This window comes from Legionella nagasakiensis (assembly GCF_900639915.1).
GTDB classification, from domain to species: domain Bacteria; phylum Pseudomonadota; class Gammaproteobacteria; order Legionellales; family Legionellaceae; genus Legionella_A; species Legionella_A nagasakiensis.
In genome coordinates, this window is sequence record NZ_CAAAID010000003.1 from 127,118 (window position 1) to 142,220 (window position 15,103).

A 15,103-nucleotide genomic window follows, 5' to 3' on the forward strand; every position below is an offset into this window, starting at 1 on the left:
TGATCGCCATTCACCATCTTGGGATTCAACCCTACAACGATGTATGGGATGCAATGAAACAATTTACACTTAAACGCCATGAAGCAACCGAAGACGAACTTTGGCTGCTTCAGCACCCACCTGTTTATACTCTGGGACAAGCGGGAAAAGCAGAACATATACTAAATTCTCAAACCATTCCCATTGTTCAAAGCGACAGGGGAGGCCAAGTCACTTATCATGGGCCAGGACAATTAGTGGCCTATGTACTTATGGACATACGACGGCGCCATCTCGGTATTCGTTCATTGGTATCTCAATTAGAACAAGTTCTGATTAACGTATTAAAAAACTATAATATTAACGCTCAAACCCAATGCGGTGCTCCTGGTGTATATGTGCATGAGAAAAAAATTGCATCTATTGGATTACGTGTTAAAAATGGCTGTACCTATCATGGAATAGCACTCAATGTCGCTATGAATCTAGAGCCATTCTCTGGTATAAATCCATGCGGATATGCAAAAATGCAGATGACCCAAATCCAGGACTTTGTGCCGACGATTCATATTAAAGAGGTCAGCCAAAAATTCATTCAAAATTTTTTAACGCTATTTGAACATTGAGAAACCATGCATCTATTTTCGGATTATTTGCAACCATTAACAACCTGGATCTATGCCAATCCAAATTGGGCATTGTTTATTACCTTTTTAATTTCTTTTAGTGAGTCTCTTGCAATCATCGGCAGTATTATTCCAGGCTCAGTAACAATGACAGCTATTGGTATTCTTGCTGGTTCCGGAATCATGCGTATTGATCTGACCCTACTGGCAGCCTCTTTAGGTGCTGTTGCTGGTGACAGCGCCAGTTACTTTATAGGCTATACATTCAGGAACCGAATAACCAATATATGGCCGTTTAGTCGTTATCCCAATTGGCTGCATTATGGAAAAGATTATTTTGCAAAACATGGGGGGAAAAGTGTATTAGTAGGACGGTTTGTAGGTCCATTGCGTTCTATCATTCCCGTGATAGCTGGTATGATGCATATGAACCGTTGGCATTTTCTGGTGGCAAACGTCATTTCAGCCATTGGCTGGTCAATCCTTTATGTCATGCCAGGTATATTAATCGGTGCTGCCAGCAGTGAACTCTCGGCAGAAACGGCAAGCCGGCTTTTTATAGTCATTCTTATTTTACTCATCTTGATCTGGCTGCTTACCATTTCAATGAAATGGGTTCTTAAACACCTTAATCTTATGTTGCGCATTCATCTACATCGATTCTGGACATGGTCTAAAAGCCACCCACGGATGGCCCATTATATTCAGATATTAACACCACCACATGAAACCAATTACTATCCAACTGCCGCGTTAATTTTTTTATGTTTATTGACGTTTCTTCTCTCCCTTATCGTGACTGTTCTGGCTTTTCAAGAAACCTGGGTAACAATCATTAATGAACCAATATATCATTTTTTACAAAGTTTACGGACTCAATCGTTTGATGCTTTTTTTATTGTTATCAGCCTATTTATTCATCCGCTTTCTTTATTAACATTGTTCTTATCAATCCCAATTTATTTAATTTATCATCGTGATTGGCGCACTTTAAAATATTGGTTAAGTCTTGGATTCTTGTGCACAGTCATTACTACGTTACTTGCCATTACAATTCAAGTTCCCAAACCAGAAAATTTATTAAAACATCAAGCTGATTTATTTTATCCCGCGCTCACTCTGACCTTTGCTACCACGCTCTTTGGATTTTTAATGTTGTACATCAGTACACGATATCGTACAACGTTGACTTTAACCATTCGCATTGTTCTGCTTTTGCTACTAATTTTTAGTGGATTAGGCTCTATTTATCTAGGAGATAACTGGATAAGTAATGTTATGGGCGCCTACTTTATCGGCCTAACGATTTGTCTTGGTCACTGGATCTTTTATCGACGCAAGTATCCAACCATTGGACATTCGCAACTGCCCATTGTATTTTCTTGTTTGCTATTGTTGCTAGCCGCGGTAACTTCTTACCTGCTTTACTATAAAAAGCTTATCAACGCACACCATCCTTACCTTAAGCAATACATGTTAACGGATAAAGTCTGGTGGCATCAAAATCGCCTTTTACTTCCTTTATATACAACCAACCGTATTGGTCAACGTACAGGGATATTTAACATTCAATATGCCGGATCCATAGAGACGCTTGAGCAAGCATTAGGAGCTTATGGATGGAAAAAGCAATCCAGCTCATTTTTATATTCATTGCTTATTCGGGCTGGTGGTCAAAGTTCGCAAGACGAATTGCCATTAATGGCACAATTGTATCAAAATAAAAAACCAGTCTTGGTGATGACTTATAACCCTGACAAGGACAAACCTATTCTGATACTGAGATTATGGCGCTCAAATTATCATTTACTTAACTACCGGCAGCCAATCTGGCTAGGCAGCATTCATCCCCATCTCTCACGTAAAAAAAACAAATTAACTCAATATTCTCATAAAATCAGCACATCAGATCCTTTTGAACACATTTTACCAGCTTTAGATGGTTTCATGTTTAATCGCATTATGCTACAAGATAAACGAATAAAAATACTCCCTTATGCTGTTTCACCTGAATTGCTTTTCATTAAAGAACCACTAGGCCTGAACGAACCTAATAAAAAACCTTAAATGATGCACATAAAATAAGTTTGAGCAAACCATGGCATTCTTTTTTTCTTAACTTGAAATAGCCACCTATACTGGTGATAACCCAATTTTGATGATATAAAATAAACCTTAATTCGCCATGTCATGAGAGATTCGTGCTATGAATGCATTAGCCAGTGTAACGTATTACATACTTCCTTTATTGTCCTTAGTTATACTGGCCCTCGGCCTGATCAAACGACATGCCCGTTACGTGTTAATTGCACTTTGGTTATCCCTTGTCTCTCTTTATTTACAATATCAAAGCGCTGGTGGAGAAATACTTGGTACCTATTTTGACTATCAAAAAGCTTTGCTTTATACGATAACTCTATTGACTATGCTCAGTGCATTATTGTATTGGATACTCCATACACCGATATTTCACAAAAAGTATCTCCGCTCTTCAATTGGGCTTGTTTTTGCCTTATTAGCGACCGGCAGCACTCTTTTACTGATTAACCTCTGGATAAATGCCCGATTTATTGCAAACAGGCTGCAAGGAACCGCACTCATGCAAGTTGCCTCCTTCAATCCACCTGCCTATTGTTCCTACCGTTATGTATTTTATAAGATTGATAAAAATGGCAAAGTAAGTTATCTATGTCCCAATCATTATGGATTTATTCCATCGGTAGGCCACCTGGATGTTACGCCTGATTTTTTAAGCCGACAACTGGTGCAGCCACTGGAATGAATTGCAGCAAAGCATAGAGATAAAAGTCTGAGAACCGTAAAATACTATTATGATTATAAATTGTCCTACTAAATTGTTTTTGATACTATATCCACGAAAGTTCAGCTGTAGATAGTAATATGCGCTATTTGTTTCTTATTCTTTTTTTGTCCTACCATTCGTTTATACATGGGATGGCACCAAAAGTTAATCTGAATAAAGCAATTGATAATGCCGTCAATCGCTATGGATTACAAACAGAGCCTCATTTAAAAGCCTTATTTGCCAAAGGTGGTGTCGATTATCCACCCCAAAATATTGCTTTATTGGCTTTTAAAAAAGAACGATATATAGAATTATGGGCAAAAAACGAAAACACACGATGGCATTATATACATACCTACCCCTTAACGGCGTTTAGTGGGCGTTTAGGACCGAAGCTCAAGGAGCATGATCTTCAGATCCCTGAAGGCATTTATCATTTAACGTCTTTCAATCCATTCAGCGCGCATCATTTATCCATGATGATTGATTATCCAAACTATTTTGATCGACTTCAGGCCAGCAAGGATGGACGCGCAAGACTTGGAGGTAACATTTTCCTACATGGGAAATCTTCTTCTGTTGGTTGTCTTGCTGTTGGCGATAAAGCAATTGATCAATTATTTTTATTGGTACGTCGTGTTGGTTTAAACCACGTCAAAGTGATCATTGCTCCAAATGATTTACGCCGAGGAAAGCCTGCAACCTCAACATTTGCGCAACCAAGATGGTTGCCGGAATTATATAAAGAACTCTCTACGGCATTAAACCAATTTCCCACATCCAAAAAGATAATCTAAGTAAACACGAGGCCCGGCTTTTTCTTTCTACGCGCCCGCGAACAAGCTGCGGGACGTCGGAGAGTAGAGCTTGACCGGATGTGCATAAGATTCAGGGACAAGCCACGACACGTAGATATTTTGTTAGCTTATGTAATAATTCAATGGTCAACAGCCTTTATTCATCCTCAGGCGCGACAATAAATATACCCGGCGCATTGCGTAAATATTCCTTATAATCCATACCATAACCAAAAATGTAATGATCATCGACACGTAACCCAACAAAATCGGCCTTTTCCAAACCGTTGTCTACTCGTTTATGATGCTTGTCCACCAATACAGCACTGTAGACTTGCGCCGCACCCATAGTTTTAATTTCAGCAAGAATGGCGGCAAGCGTTACCCCTCCATCTAAAATATCATCGACAACCAATACTGTCCGACCCTGTAAATTCGAGGTGGGTCTAACTTTCCAATGTAACTCTCCACCGCTTATTTCTCCACGGTAACGAGTCGCGTGCACATAGTCTACTTCCAATGGGAAATCAAGCCGTGGCAACAAATTACCCATAGGAACCAATCCACCAATCATGACACAGATAATAACGGGATTTTTATCATGTAACACTTGCCGGATATCAACGGCCATTCGGTCTAAAGCAGTTTCAACCTCTTCCGTCGTATAAAGACAAGAAGAACGTTTATACACAGTTTGAATTTTATTTGGTATAGTCATTTGGTTTCCGGGATAGTGGTTAATCATTCTTGTGGCTTGCCTCGCACAGGGAACATGCTTATTTTACTAGAATCTGATGATTTGTCTCGCACCTTAGCGACACCTCTTTTATTGACTTCATCAATACGAAACACAGAGTGCATAGGGATAAACGTACGTTGTATGCCATTAAACTCAATTTTTAAACGCTCTTCCGCAGGGTCAACAACGAGAGAAGTTGTTTCTCCAAAAACAAAATCTTCAACCTCGAGAAAACCAAACATATCACTTTCACACACTTTACGCGCATAGATTTCATAAATCGCATCTAAGTGAGAAAAAGTGATACGATAAAGCGTTTTTTTTGTCATGGAATAAGCCGGAAAATAAAAGGTACATAGTATACAAAAACATAAGGACAGTATTCAAACATCTATCCCAATAAGTTAAAGATATTTTCGTTAAAAAATTAGGATCTGTTTGTGCAATTGACCTACCACGGGTAGGGACGGTTTACACTCAAGCAATCGTTCCTCCTCAACCGCGTCCAATAATGCCGAAGGAGAACAAGATTGCTGCTTTTGCAGAATAAGACAATAAAAACCGGCAGGAAATGGCCAAATCATTTTCCCCATCTCATTAAAAAATTCCAATTTTCTTAATAAATTTTCCTGGATAACAGGTGGCACATAATAAAAGCTGGTATGCACGTATTGACTATAGCCACGATGCAACAAAGTACGTTTTACGGAAAAAGATGAAGTTAAGTTTGCTGGCAGGCGCCCAAAACATGCCAAATGTCCCCATTTTAATGAAACACCCCAAAAACTCCAAGGATTGATGCCAAAAAATATAATATATCCCATAGATTTCAAAATACGATCGATTTCATCCAAAGGATTTTTATCGCGCTGAAATGCTTCCATAATTAGAGGCGCAATAATGCAGTCAACGCTATTTCTATCAATAGGCAATCCATTCAGCGGGGCATTTAGAGAAGCCTTTTGCGCATCAATATAGGGAGTGACAATCCATTTGTGCTGAAAACGTAATGAAGGCAACCAGAGATTTTCCCCCCCACTTCCTAATTGTAATAAAGTCTCGCCTGTTAATTGTTCGCAAAAATTTTTCAGTTCAGAAGCAAAAGCCAAGGATACCCTAATCCCTTGTGGCGTTTGAAACCAATCATCAAGTGAACGATATTTAATTGCCTGCTCTTCCAATGCCAAGATTAACCCTACATAAATAAATGTTATTCTACTATACCATTTACATTTAATGGCATGCCACCGGCATAAGTGGTTATTCTCACAATGAATGGGAAGTTATGATGCAATAACCACTTTTTTTGTCTATAGTTATCATAGAGTTAATAAGGTTAATTGATTATGTCCTTTGTGCCAGAAGAGCATTTGCAAGGCATTGCGCAGCTTTTAGTTCAAGAAAATTTACTTGATAAAGATAATGCTTTGAAATATCAGCAAATTGCGATAAGCAATAAACAAAGCCTTCAACAATACTTGGTAAATAGCAATATTATTTCAGCCAAACAGATTGCCTTGTCAGTTGCTCAAAACTTTGGGGTTCCTGTCCTTGATCTCGATTGTATTGATATCGATGCAATACCCACCACCTTGGTTAGTGATAAATTAATTCAACGCCATGGACTTGTGCCACTTTTCAATCGCGGCAAGCAGCTATATATAGCGATTGACGATCCAAGTAAACATGCTTCACTAAAAGAAATCCAATTTCATACGGGGTTGCATGCCACGCCATTAGTAGTCGAAACAGATAAATTAAATGAATTAATTGACAAATTAATTCACGAAAAAGAAAGTCAGGGATTAGCCTCTTATTTTGAAGAAACGAGGGATATTGATGGTCTAGAATTCAGTACTGATGAAGATGAAAATGAGGCAGATACTTCAGGCTTGTCCAGTGAAGATGCGCCTATCGTAAAATTTGTAAACAGAATTATTGTTGAAGCCATAAAAAAAAGCGCTTCTGATATTCATTTTGAGCCTTATGAGCGCAGTTACCGCATTCGGTATCGACAGGATGGCATTTTAAATGAAGTCACAGCACCACCAATCAGTCTAGCAGCTCGTATTTCCGCACGCATTAAGGTTATGTCAAATCTGGATATTTCTGAGCGTCGCATTCCCCAGGATGGTCGTTTTAAGATGAAATTATCGCCAACTCGTTCCGTTGATTTCCGAGTAAGCACTTGTCCAACCATTGCAGGTGAAAAAGTAGTCATGAGAATTCTTGACCCAGGCTCAACCAAACTTGGTGTTGAATCACTGGGATTTAGCCCTAAACAAAAAGAGCATTTTTTACAAGCTATTCAACGCCCGCAAGGCATGATCCTGGTTACTGGCCCTACTGGTAGTGGTAAAACAGTAACGCTTTATTCTGCTTTAAACGAACTCAATACGACTGAACATAATATTTCAACCGCTGAAGATCCAGTGGAAATCAAAGTTTCTGGCATCAATCAAGTGAATATCAATCCTAAGGCAGGACTTACTTTTTCTGGGGCTCTACGCGCTTTTTTACGTCAAGATCCAGACATTATCATGGTTGGCGAGATACGCGATTTAGAAACCGCCGAAATAGCAATCAAAGCAGCACAAACCGGCCATCTAGTTTTATCCACATTACATACTAACAGTGCCGCTGAAACATTGACTCGCCTGGTAAACATGGGCATCCCCTCTTTCAATATTGCAAGTTCAGTGAGTTTGATCATCGCTCAACGTCTGGTTAGGCGCTTGTGCGAACACTGTAAGGTCATCCGTGATGATTTTACGATTGCCAGTTTAGTGGAGCTTGGTTTTTCAGAGGCTGAAGCCCATACCCTGAATGCCTATAAAGCAAATGGCTGTAATCAATGTACGAATGGCTACCGAGGGCGTATTGGTTTATTTGAAGTGTTACCTATGACTAAAGATCTTGGCCGATTAATCATGTCTGGAGGAAATTCTCTCGATATCCTCAAACATGCGCAGAACGATGGAATGCTTACCATTTATCAATCCGGCCTTGAAAAAATCAAAGAAGGTGTTACCACAATTGAAGAGGTTAATCGGGTAACGGTGGATTAAGAATACTATGGCTAAAAATACAAATATCACAACCACTTATCAGTGGGAAGGCGTTAATCAGTCTGGCGAAAAACTCAATGGCATCATTGACGCCCGCAGTCTTGCCATTGCCAAAATAGAGTTACGCAAGCAAGGAATTATTACCCGAAAAATCATCAAAAAAAGAAAACCTCTGTTTGGTAAAAGCAAAAAAATTAAACAAGCCGACATTACAATCTTTAGCCGACAGCTGGCAACCATGATTGAAGCCGGTATTCCTCTAATACAAGCGTTTGATATTGTGTCCAAAGGGCAAAGTAATCAGCGTATGAAAGATTTGATTGAAACCATTAAGAAAGACGTAGAATCCGGTTTAACATTAGCCGAATCATTAAAAAAACATCCTGCTTTTTTTAATGAACTGTTTTGTAATCTTGTCGATGCTGGTGAAAAATCAGGTTCTCTCGATGTGATGCTCGATAAAGTCGCCACCTATAAAGAAAAAATTGAAACCATTAAAAAGAAAATAAAAAAAGCGTTAACCTATCCTATGGCCGTCATCGTCGTAGCATTCCTCGTTACTACCGGCTTATTAATTTTTGTTGTACCTCAATTTGAATCGTTATTTGAAGGTTTTGGCGCGGATCTTCCTGCATTAACTCGTGCAATCATTAGTCTTTCAGAATTTTTTCAAGCTTATTGGTATATTCTATTTGGCTTACTCGGTGCAGCCATTTATGGATTTATTTATGCGCGTAATCATTCGTCCAATTTTGCCCATCAGGTTGACCGCTATATGTTGAAAATGCCTGTCGTTGGCACCATCCTTGAAAAAGCAGCCATAGCGCGTTTTTCTCGAACTTTATCGATTACGTTTGCTGCTGGATTGCCCCTGGTTGAAGCGTTGAAGTCCGTATCAGGAGCAACGGGTAATATTTTATATGCAGAAGCCACCGATAAAATCCGAGAAGAAGTATCCAATGGGCAACAAATGCAGGTTGCCATGGAAAATACCGGCTTATTTCCTAATATGGTGATACAAATGATAGCCATTGGTGAAGAATCCGGTGCATTGGAGCAGATGCTTACTAAAGTGGCTAATTTTTTTGAAGAAGAAGTTGATAATGCCGTAGATTCATTAAGTAGTTTATTAGAACCTATAATCATGGCAATATTAGGTATCTTGGTAGGTGGTTTAGTCGTCGCGATGTATTTACCTATCTTTAAACTTGGCTCTGTGGTATAAATTGTATGCTTGCTCAACTAATATCCATTTACCCTGTTACCATTTACGTTTTTTTTGCATTCTTTTCTCTTGCAGTCGGCAGTCTGTTAAATGTCATCATCCATCGCCTTCCTCTAATGCTCCACGAAGAATGGGCATCTCAATGCCGAAGCTTATTGCAGTTGCCTGATGAAGCACCCATCAAAAAAATAAATTTGTTTTTCCCTCGCTCTTTCTGCCCGCAATGTAAGAACAAAATTCCATTTTGGCATAATATTCCACTTGTAAGCTATTGTCTTTTAGGTGGGCGCTGCGCGACATGTCGTCAACCAATTTCATGTCGTTATCCATTAGTTGAAGCGCTTTGCCTCGTTTTGTCTCTTTTGGCAGCCTGGTATTTCGGGTTTAACATTACCTTGATATTTGCTCTTTTATTTATTTGGTTGCTGATTGTGATTTGTTTTATTGATCTCCAGCACCAACTGATTCCAGACGGTTTAAGTTTAAGTCTTTTATGGCTTGGTTTAATAGCAAATATCCAGGCTTTATTCACTCCCCTCTCTGTTGCTGTTTTAAGCGCCGCAGGAGCCTATCTGGTGCTTTGGTTATTCATTAAGCTATTTTACCTATTAACAGGTAAAATCGGCATGGGGCAAGGGGATTTCAAATTATTTGCAGCGTTTGGCGCATGGTTTGGCTGGATACAATTACCTTTTATTTTGCTCATCGCTTCAATACTTGGTGCCTTGACAGGCCTCATATATTTAAAAGCAACCAGGCAAACAAGGGATACGCCCATTCCTTTTGGCCCTTTTTTATGTCTGGCAGGCCTGATTGCCTTGTTTCATGGCAATGAGATCATTCGCTGGTATCTCAATCTCTTTATTTTGACACCCCTCCTTTAGAGGGGTTGGGTAATAACGATCCATCTGAACTAAACTCTTGATCTAACCCATTCAAAGCATCCATAGGGAGAAGGGTTTCTGGCCGCGCAAAAAAATGAGTGCAATTTTTACCTGACAGATAATAAATAAGAGCATTAATGCCTCTGATGAGCGTGTCAAGAATAGCCTTCATGCCATGAAGCTCACCTAATATTTGCTTCGCACTACGCCCCTTATATTTCGTGTCATTTACTTCTTCGATGCTTTTACGCTGCCATTCCCTTGCAATATCCAGTGGATTGTTTCTTAAAGATTCACACTGACTACGAGCATCACGAATATGACGATATAAATTATCTCGCAAAGCAGTTGCCGCTGTTGCTTCAATGGAAGTTCGATCCATTGCTATGATAGTCAGGACCTTAGGCGCCAAGCGCTCGGCTATTGTCTTTTCAAAGTCGCTCAAAAAATCCAAAAATCGCCTTTTAACCTCATCTCGATTTACGGATTCTTTTTTGGCGGAAGCAATTGGTGATTCTACAGTCACAGGAGTTACCATTGGTAATGCCATGTCAGAATCCCGTATTCCAGCAGCAATCGCAGTTGCCTCATCCGGTAATTCGGCACCGCTCAATGGAGGCTGAAATAAAGAACCATGACCTTTGTTGCGGTTTTTGACCGTCGCTCTGGATGGTAATTTATCAACCCCGGGTGGCGCATGTCGAATTGGACGATGGGATGCCTCAGTTGTACGGGGAGATTCTTGAGTTAAACGCTGTGAGGAACCATTGATGACAGCTCTTAATCCATCAAAAAGATCCGGCCAACCTGGAAGTTCTCGTAATTCATCATAATCTGAATGCGTGAGTTCTCTGAGAAATTGCTCTTTCAACTCATCCACGTAAACAGCAACGTGTTGAGGAGCCTCAACATACCGTTCATGCATTTTTTTTAGACAAGCCTTTAGTCGCTCTTTCAATTGCAAGGCAAGCTCTGCTTTTGGATACAAATGTGGTTCTGCCCTTAATCGCCTAATAGCTTGCGTCAACATTTTTTCATCCAAAGCACTTGATGCTAAACGCAATACCCTGAGAAATTGTTGACGAGGTGCTTCTGCTCGAGGAGCCGATGTTTGCGGCATTACTAAACGCAAACGCTCAATCATTTGATCTAAAGAAGCTCTCTGCAAAGAAGCTTTCATTTCAGTGGTAATTGGATGATTAGGATAAAGGGCCGCACCTTTCTCAATAAGTCGTAAAATCAGGCGTTGAGCAGCGTCTCTTTGTAAAACATCAAAGTGATGCTGATTTTTCTCAACATGCTCCACAATTAAACACAGCAACGTTTCTCCATGCGCCAAAGAAACATTCATACTATCTGTTGGTATGGCTGCAACAAATTCCGATAAAAATCGAAAATCATTCTCTGCAATAGCATTCGTTAAGGCATCCGTTTCCTTATAGAAACGAAAAATTCTGGACGCCCTACGTTTGTCAGAGAAGTTACTTAAAACAGGTAACAACTGACGATGGTCAATGGTGTCTCCCATGCTCGCCAGAATAACTCTTGCCACATCCAAACCGTTCTGGCCAAGCATGCATTTGCTCAATTGTTGATATAAACTTGCTCTCATTTCCTCACGCAATGGAATGCTTGGAGGCAGCCGCTTATAAAAATCAATGCATGCTTGCATAATACGCGGGGACTGAGCCAGACGTGTACAAGCAATCAGCAACGTATGATTCTCTCCTTCCTGACTTAATAAATGTTGTACAAGAGGTAAGTGCCTGTCTTGCTCAGTGAATGCAGTGACAATCTTGGCTTCTGACTCCCACAGACTATTCTCCCCAGACGCAAAAAACATCGGGTTGCTTGCCAATATTTTCCTGAATAATAAAGCAACCATCTCTGCAGCATGCTCAGAGTGCAGTGCCAAATCAAAAATGGGTTGTTCTATGTCAACGGTTCCTATGGTCAGTGATAATTTAAGCGTTTTAAGAAAATCAATCACATCATCTACATCGGCAAGCAATGCTTCCACTTCCTTAAGATGCCCCATACAGACAGCGTACTGAAATTGTTGAATTTTATCTTCTCTTGGTTCACCAGACAAATATTGATGAATAACATTTCTAATCAATCCATCTTTGCGGTTAGCCAAAGTAAACATTTTGGCTAAGTCATGGCCATAACTGTCTTTTGTGGTTAATTTGTCTGCAGTAAGACGATGTAGCGCTTGAAAAGAGACATGGCGGCAGGTTTGCTCAAAACGACGCTCTAAATTGCTCGCATGCTCGCTGTTTACATAAACGTCTGAAGTAAAGCTAGTCTGACCATTGGTAGAAAATGCACCTACCACAAGACCTGCCAGTTTCTCAATATCACCTCCACATTGCTCGACATGACCACCGTCACAAAACGACCAACCATGGTGTGGATGATATACTACGGCAATCCTATGATTAACACTCGAGAGTAGAAATGAAACAGGATAAGTGATGCCTCGTAAATTTTCCTGTAAGGGTGCAAAATAGCCATGAGTCAACGTTTCCTGATCATAGGCCCCTGCAAATCCAGACACTTTACTTACTGTTATACCTCTTCGGCCATATTCTGCCGGCACCATGTATTTAAATGAATCCAATAGTTCCTGCCGAGGTAATACTGTACGGCCAAATAATGTTTCCGACACTTCAGAAAAATTCTGATGCACGATCACAGAATCGAAAAATGGCTGCATTTCAAGCAAATCGGTATGAACAGCCGGCAACCCATCAAGAGAACCTGTACGCGGAGCTTTCGTTTGTGCAAGACTTATTAAATCAATCAATAATTGAGAAGGAAATTGATCGATAAAGGCAATACGCGCTTCAAAGTTTTCCTGCTCATCCAACAAACTGGAAACAGCATAGATATTTGCAATGCCAGCACACACTCCCTTGGCAAGGTTGTTAAATTGCCTAGAATCGGCTGGAATAGCTTCCATGTAATTCATTGCCATCATGGATGCCGTGATTTTTCCATGAGTCTGGGACGATAATACCAATTTTACATAGTATTTTTTGGTTTCCATAAAATCAGAGATTGACTTAAGGGCATCCTGACTTAAACCACCACGGCCACTAGCTAGACATTCAATGATCGCATCTTTGTATACACCAGGCACATTCAGCAAACCCTGCTCGAGTTCACCATCAGAATTGACAACAGCATAATGAACTGCACCACCATCAAGATATATAAGAAACACGCCGGGATCGAGAATCCCTGCTCGAGCACCGTACACCGATCCTAACGTCAGTTGATAACGGCTGTTTTCCTTGATCACTTTATTTAAATGAGCCAGTGACTGTGAAATAAAGCTACTCCGACCAGCTTCCTTGGGAGCAAGTGAAGGAAAGTCACTATGTAATCTCTTTAATGCATTTTCTGCCAACACAGTTTGTCCGGAATCTTGTAAAGACTTCAGCAAACGACTCAGCATTAACAGGTAATTGGTGGACGGGACAATGTCATGTTGAATCAATCGTTCCCAGGGCTGAAATAATTCCAATAAAACAGATTCCGAAGAAGTTCGGGATAAGCGCAAAAATGATTGGATTTCCCTTTCACTAGGCAACCTATCTTTATTGGTAATGGTTTTAAATGCTTCCAGCATTGGACTAAGAGGTCTTACAGGTATCCCGGGTCGTCTTGGTGGCATAATAAAAATATAAAAATAAAGATTACCTTATTATATTGCCATAAATGTTCAATATCAAGTCAAAATGTATTGGTTTTATTGGATTTGCATCAGTAAATTTGTACATATATTCATTAAAAAAAGCAAGAAAATCAAATTGATGACACACCCTAAATACTAAGGAATAAATAGGATGGGCTCTTATGAAACCCAGTAGGAAACCCAAACATCTCTATAAGAAAAATATTCTAGGATTTACTGCGAAATTGCGTTAGTGCAGAAAAAAACTCCGGTTTATTTAGACCAATTGCCGCAAAGATTTGAGGAACCTTGTCCCAACTATTTTCTTGCTCTATGCTTGCAACGACCAATTCAAATCCACGTTTTTTATCAGCCTCCACACCCCAACCATTAATATAACACAAACCATGCAATCGTTTTGCTTTAATATGACCCAGTTGCTCAGCCGCAGTTAGATAAGCCAAGGCTTCTTCATAATGCTCCTTCATTTGTTTTTCATTACTGGGGCTTGCAAAAATGCCTTTTGCTTGTAAATCCTCTCTGAATTTTGCCGCCTCCAATAAATAGTTTCCCAAAATATATTGAGCTTCAGAATCTTCAATGGTAGCTGCCACTCGATAGCATTCCATTGACATTTCTCGCGCAAATGGCTGTTTTTTTCTGCCATGCATAGACTCATAGATGCCCGCAAGCGTATGATATAAGGCGATTTCTTTTTTTAATGCGTCTTCGCTCGGCTGGTTATGAATCCGATTATGTTGTAATGCCTTAATTTTTTTGGTGAGCCTCTTGATTTTAAACCGTTTTATAAACAGCATAGTTGCTCCTCTCAGTCAACCGGTGGAACATAAATCAACCATTGAAATAAAGTAATTATCACAAATACAAGTATAACAATCATTATGATTTTTGATAAAATTTTTACCGTTTCCTTAACCTCCAGCTTCCTCTCAACTTTCTCTTGATTCCGCTCTTCAAGATTATAAAGCCTGTTGTCGATTCGATTAGAAAAAATATAAGCTATTATAATAGTTATCAAAGCCGGGATAAAAAAAGCCAAGAAAACAGCCCATGACGCTCCCCGCAGGTCAAAACCATAATCATTCTGAAAAGAGTATCGCCAACGAAGAATAAATTCAGGAACATCATAGATGCCCTTTAATATTAAAAAAGGAAAAATGTATGCACTGAACGCAAACAATGTCATGCCGACAACAAGACAAATCATTCCGATAATATAAGTCCAATGATTCTGTTGATATCTATCTTGTTCCATAATTAAAGCCACTGCTCATCA

13 protein-coding genes are annotated in these 15,103 nt (G+C 39.7%); 7 read left to right on the plus strand and 6 right to left on the minus strand.

Annotated elements, in window-relative coordinates; translation table 11 throughout:
* Positions 1-2 precede the first annotated feature (2 nt).
* The 4 genes from lipB (at position 3) to E1O52_RS03570 (ending at position 4,208) form a co-directional block, all read left to right on the plus strand.
* Entirely contained in the window at positions 3-605 is a 603-nt protein-coding gene (gene lipB / locus E1O52_RS03555) for a lipoyl(octanoyl) transferase LipB (RefSeq protein ID WP_165474703.1), read from the plus strand.
* A gap of 6 nt (positions 606-611) precedes the next feature.
* Positions 612-2,672: a VTT domain-containing protein gene (locus E1O52_RS03560; RefSeq protein ID WP_133127331.1), complete on the plus strand. Its 2,061-nt coding sequence runs from the start codon at positions 612-614 to the stop codon at positions 2,670-2,672.
* A 139-nt stretch (positions 2,673-2,811) separates the two neighbouring features.
* Positions 2,812-3,387, plus strand: coding sequence for a type I secretion system protein LssZ (locus tag E1O52_RS03565; RefSeq protein WP_133127332.1), 576 nt, complete (start codon positions 2,812-2,814; stop codon positions 3,385-3,387).
* A gap of 119 nt (positions 3,388-3,506) precedes the next feature.
* Positions 3,507-4,208 (plus strand): L,D-transpeptidase family protein, encoded by a 702-nt coding sequence (locus tag E1O52_RS03570; RefSeq protein WP_133127333.1) that lies wholly within the window; start codon positions 3,507-3,509, stop codon positions 4,206-4,208.
* Between the two features lie 157 nt (positions 4,209-4,365).
* On the opposite strand, the gene E1O52_RS03575 is transcribed toward E1O52_RS03570, so the two are convergent.
* From E1O52_RS03575 to E1O52_RS03585, 3 genes are all read right to left on the minus strand, one after another.
* Positions 4,366-4,926 (minus strand): hypoxanthine-guanine phosphoribosyltransferase, encoded by a 561-nt coding sequence (locus E1O52_RS03575; protein WP_133127334.1) that lies wholly within the window; start codon positions 4,924-4,926, stop codon positions 4,366-4,368.
* A 23-nt stretch (positions 4,927-4,949) separates the two neighbouring features.
* Complete coding sequence (locus tag E1O52_RS03580) at positions 4,950-5,276, minus strand: DUF1820 family protein (protein ID WP_133127335.1); 327 nt, start codon at positions 5,274-5,276, stop codon at positions 4,950-4,952.
* Between the two features lie 90 nt (positions 5,277-5,366).
* Positions 5,367-6,134 carry a methyltransferase gene (locus tag E1O52_RS03585; RefSeq protein WP_133127336.1) on the minus strand — a complete coding sequence of 256 codons (768 nt, stop codon included), beginning with the start codon at positions 6,132-6,134 and terminating at the stop codon, positions 5,367-5,369.
* Positions 6,135-6,293: 159 nt separating this feature from the next.
* On the opposite strand from E1O52_RS03585, the gene pilB reads away from it, so the two are divergent.
* From pilB to E1O52_RS03600, 3 genes are read left to right on the plus strand one after another with little or no spacing between them, the layout of a single operon-like run.
* Positions 6,294-8,015: a type IV-A pilus assembly ATPase PilB gene (gene pilB / locus E1O52_RS03590; RefSeq protein WP_133127337.1), complete on the plus strand. Its 1,722-nt coding sequence runs from the start codon at positions 6,294-6,296 to the stop codon at positions 8,013-8,015.
* 7 nt (positions 8,016-8,022) lie between these two features.
* Complete coding sequence (locus tag E1O52_RS03595) at positions 8,023-9,240, plus strand: type II secretion system F family protein (protein ID WP_133127338.1); 1,218 nt, start codon at positions 8,023-8,025, stop codon at positions 9,238-9,240.
* 5 nt (positions 9,241-9,245) lie between these two features.
* The gene (locus E1O52_RS03600) at positions 9,246-10,124 is read left to right on the plus strand and encodes a prepilin peptidase (protein WP_133127339.1); all 879 of its coding nucleotides are present in this window, start codon (positions 9,246-9,248) and stop codon (positions 10,122-10,124) included.
* Here the strand turns inward: E1O52_RS03600 and E1O52_RS03605 are convergent.
* From E1O52_RS03605 to E1O52_RS03615, 3 genes are all read right to left on the minus strand, one after another.
* The gene (locus E1O52_RS03605; protein WP_165474694.1) at positions 10,102-13,806 is read right to left on the minus strand and encodes a hypothetical protein; all 3,705 of its coding nucleotides are present in this window, start codon (positions 13,804-13,806) and stop codon (positions 10,102-10,104) included. The genes E1O52_RS03600 and E1O52_RS03605 overlap by 23 nt on opposite strands.
* A gap of 227 nt (positions 13,807-14,033) precedes the next feature.
* The gene (locus E1O52_RS03610) at positions 14,034-14,624 is read right to left on the minus strand and encodes an SEL1-like repeat protein (protein ID WP_133127341.1); all 591 of its coding nucleotides are present in this window, start codon (positions 14,622-14,624) and stop codon (positions 14,034-14,036) included.
* Positions 14,625-14,635: 11 nt separating this feature from the next.
* Complete coding sequence (locus tag E1O52_RS03615; RefSeq protein WP_133127342.1) at positions 14,636-15,082, minus strand: hypothetical protein; 447 nt, start codon at positions 15,080-15,082, stop codon at positions 14,636-14,638.
* Between the last annotated feature and the right edge of the window lie 21 nt (positions 15,083-15,103).

Excerpts from the sequence above, each read along its gene's own strand:
- E1O52_RS03560 (WP_133127331.1), top strand. The coding sequence starts at position 612 with ATGCATCTATTTTCGGATTATTTGCAACCATTAACAACCTGGATCTAT.
- E1O52_RS03565 (WP_133127332.1), top strand. The coding sequence starts at position 2,812 with ATGAATGCATTAGCCAGTGTAACGTATTACATACTTCCTTTATTGTCC.
- E1O52_RS03570 (WP_133127333.1), top strand. The coding sequence starts at position 3,507 with ATGCGCTATTTGTTTCTTATTCTTTTTTTGTCCTACCATTCGTTTATA.
- E1O52_RS03575 (WP_133127334.1), bottom strand. The coding sequence starts at position 4,926 with ATGACTATACCAAATAAAATTCAAACTGTGTATAAACGTTCTTCTTGT.
- E1O52_RS03580 (WP_133127335.1), bottom strand. The coding sequence starts at position 5,276 with ATGACAAAAAAAACGCTTTATCGTATCACTTTTTCTCACTTAGATGCG.
- pilB (WP_133127337.1), top strand. The coding sequence starts at position 6,294 with ATGTCCTTTGTGCCAGAAGAGCATTTGCAAGGCATTGCGCAGCTTTTA.
- E1O52_RS03595 (WP_133127338.1), top strand. The coding sequence starts at position 8,023 with ATGGCTAAAAATACAAATATCACAACCACTTATCAGTGGGAAGGCGTT.
- E1O52_RS03600 (WP_133127339.1), top strand. The coding sequence starts at position 9,246 with ATGCTTGCTCAACTAATATCCATTTACCCTGTTACCATTTACGTTTTT.
- E1O52_RS03605 (WP_165474694.1), bottom strand. The coding sequence starts at position 13,806 with ATGCCACCAAGACGACCCGGGATACCTGTAAGACCTCTTAGTCCAATG.
- E1O52_RS03610 (WP_133127341.1), bottom strand. The coding sequence starts at position 14,624 with ATGCTGTTTATAAAACGGTTTAAAATCAAGAGGCTCACCAAAAAAATT.
- E1O52_RS03615 (WP_133127342.1), bottom strand. The coding sequence starts at position 15,082 with ATGGAACAAGATAGATATCAACAGAATCATTGGACTTATATTATCGGA.